The 2,784-nt window shown below is 65.4% G+C and carries 1 protein-coding gene and 1 pseudogene; one reads left to right on the forward strand and one right to left on the reverse strand.

The annotated features are described in order from the left end of the window. Positions 1-1,261, reverse strand: a pseudogene (locus AC1DU6_RS26085) (nitric-oxide reductase large subunit); the annotation flags it as partial. Between the two features lie 619 nt (positions 1,262-1,880). Here AC1DU6_RS26085 and AC1DU6_RS26090 point away from each other — a divergent pair. Further along, a partial coding sequence (locus AC1DU6_RS26090; RefSeq protein ID WP_477860674.1) for a DUF2235 domain-containing protein occupies positions 1,881-2,784 on the forward strand: 904 nt, incomplete at its 3' end.

Here is a 2,784-nt window from a genome sequence, read left to right on the forward strand (position 1 = left end):
GCCACACTCTGCCGAGTTCGAGGTATTCCCAGCCCTGGTTGCCGAGCCAGAACCACCAATCGCCAAGCACCTGCGAGATTCCCAGCCATTCCCCGAGCAGGCTGCCGCCAATCACCAGGGCAAAGGCTGCGAAGAGCACGTGCGTCAAGGGTGCGAGCCAGCGCGGCTCGTCTTTGCGCAGTGAACGCCCGAGAAACAGCGCCGCAGCGACATAGGCGGTCGCGATCCAGAAGATCGCCAGCTGCAGGTGCCAGGTTCGCAGCAGATTGCTGGGAAAGATGCGTTCGAGGTCGAAGCCGTAGAAGCTGCCCGGGTCGGCGCGGTAGTGTGCGACACCACCGCCGACCAGCGTCTGCCCCAACAGAAGCACGGCGACCACCACGAAGAACTTGACCAACGCTTTCTGCCCGTCGCTGGACTGGCCCGGCAGCAGCTGCGGCCTGACCTTGTGGCCCCGGGTGACCCAGCCGAGGTAATCGAACTTGCCGAAGGCCAGCAGCACCACGGCGATCCCGGCCAACAGCACCACGAGGCTCAGGGCGCTCCAGAACAGGGCTCCGGCGACCGGCCGGTTGCCAACGTTCGGGTCGTAGGGAAAGTTGTTGGTATAGGAATAGCTTTCGCCCGGCCGCACGGYGACGGAAGCCCACGCGGCCCAGCTGACGAAGGCTGTGAACTGCCTCAGCTCCGCGCGGTCCGTGATCAGGTCGGCCGAGAGCCCCCCATTGAGCGCCGGGTCGTGAAAGTAGCGGGTCCAATGCTCGATCAGCTCTCGATGAGCCGTCGCTTGCGAGGCGGTCAGCCGCAACACCCCGGTGTCGGGGTCGTAGCGGTTGGTCTTCAGCTCGACCGCCGTCTCGGCGCGCACCGCCGCCTGCTGAGACGGCGTCAGATCCGAAAAGGGTTGCTGGTGACGCGCCAACGCGATGGACTGGGCCGTGACTTCGCCCATTCGGTGCAAGGCCGCGGCCGCATAGTCTGGCCCAAGGTAGGCGCCGTGGCCCCAGATGCTGCCGTTGGCCATCAGCCCGTATTTCAGGAACACGGCCTGGCCTTCTGCGATGTCGTCGCCGCTGAATTGCAGCGAGCCTGCAAGGTCCGTCGCCTGCGCGGGGATGGGCGGTGCATTGCGGTAGGCGAGCAACGTGACTGCGATGAGGCCGGCAAAGCCGAGCGCCATCACGATCAACACGGTGCGGACCCACCATGGCGACAAGGGGCCGTCGTCCTCGTCGGTCAGAGGCAGCGCAGCTTCATTCATGATGGTTCCCAGCGGGCGGACATTGCCGGGCATCGTGCACGCCCCTCAGCCTGGTGTATGTGCGCCAGCAGACGCACGCGGCCGTTTTACGCGGCTGGCTTGGGCCAGCGAGTGCCCATCACCGTTTAGTAGTGGGAGCGCGCCAGCCCTTCCACAGTGTTGGGGATGCCTTCCTGAGAGAGGCCGAATGAAATCAGGCCCAGGGGAGGGGAGTGCCATGAACGCAATACTGGGAGATCGCGCCGTGGGCAATTTGGAGTTCCGAGCGCTGAAATCGGCGCTCGGTGTTGGCCTTGCGATTGGACTCCCACAGTATCAGCTCCGGCCCGGACAAGGCCTCCGTACCGCCCGAATGGAAAGATGCTTTCGCCCAGCTGGGTGAAGCGCCTGTCGTGAAGCGGCTACGGATGCACCGCGCCTATGACGCCTCCTTCGTGCCGGCCGCGGCCACGGCCAAGAAGCCCAACTGGTCTCGGAGCTGGGCGTGGCACTCGCGTTCGACTATCACGTGCAGAACGGCGACTCACGCGTGCAGGCGTGGCCGAATTAGCCGCAGCGGCCTGAAAGGCCAGTGTGTGGCGCCGCCGGCGTCGATTCATTGTTGGGAGTGGGAGGGGACATGCCAAAGAGACTCGTGTTGTGCTCGGACGGAACGGGCAACAGTTCCGCCAAGGCGGAAAAGACCAATGTCTGGCGCATCTTCCAGGCACTGGACCAGACCGAGCCCGACCAGCTTGCGCACTATGACGACGGCGTGGGCACGTCGTCCAACAAATACCTGGCCGCCCTGGGCGGCGCGTTCGGCTACGGCCTCAAGCGCAACGTCATCGACCTCTACAAGTTCGTCTGCCGGGTCTGGAAGCCGGGCGACGAGATCTACGGCTTCGGGTTCAGCCGGGGCGCATACACCATTCGCGTGGTGGTCGCACTGATCGAGAGCCAGGGCCTGGTGCAGGGGCGGTCCGAGTCTGAACTGCATGCGCACGCGCTGGCGGCGTACCGCCGCTACCGCAACGAGACCTATCCGTCCTGGAGCCCCATCGTCTGGCTGGGCCGCCGGCTGCGCGACCTGCTGCTGCTGCCCTCGACGCTCGCCGGCAGGCGCCACATTCAGGACTTGCCGCCGGAGCGGCGCAAGGTCCCTATCCGCTTCCTTGGCCTGTGGGACACCGTGGCGGCGTATGGGATGCCAGTGGACGAGCTCAAGTGGGGAATCTCGCTGCTGATATGGCCCATGGTGTCAAAGGACCATCACTTGAGCGTGCAAGTCCAGCGCGCCTGCCATGCGCTGTCGCTGGATGACGAGCGCCAGACCTTCCATCCCATCCTCTTCGATGAGGCTCACGAGGCTGCGCTGGTCGCCGCGAACAAGGTGCCGCCGGACCGGTTGACGCAGGTGTGGTTCTCCGGCGCCCACTCCAACGTGGGTGGCGGCTACCCGGAGGACCAGCAATCGCTGGTGACGCTGGACTGGATGATCAGCCAGGCCAGTGATGCAGGCCTGCGGCTGGACGCGCGAACCG

It is taken from the genome of Roseateles sp. P5_B10, from assembly GCF_056400485.1.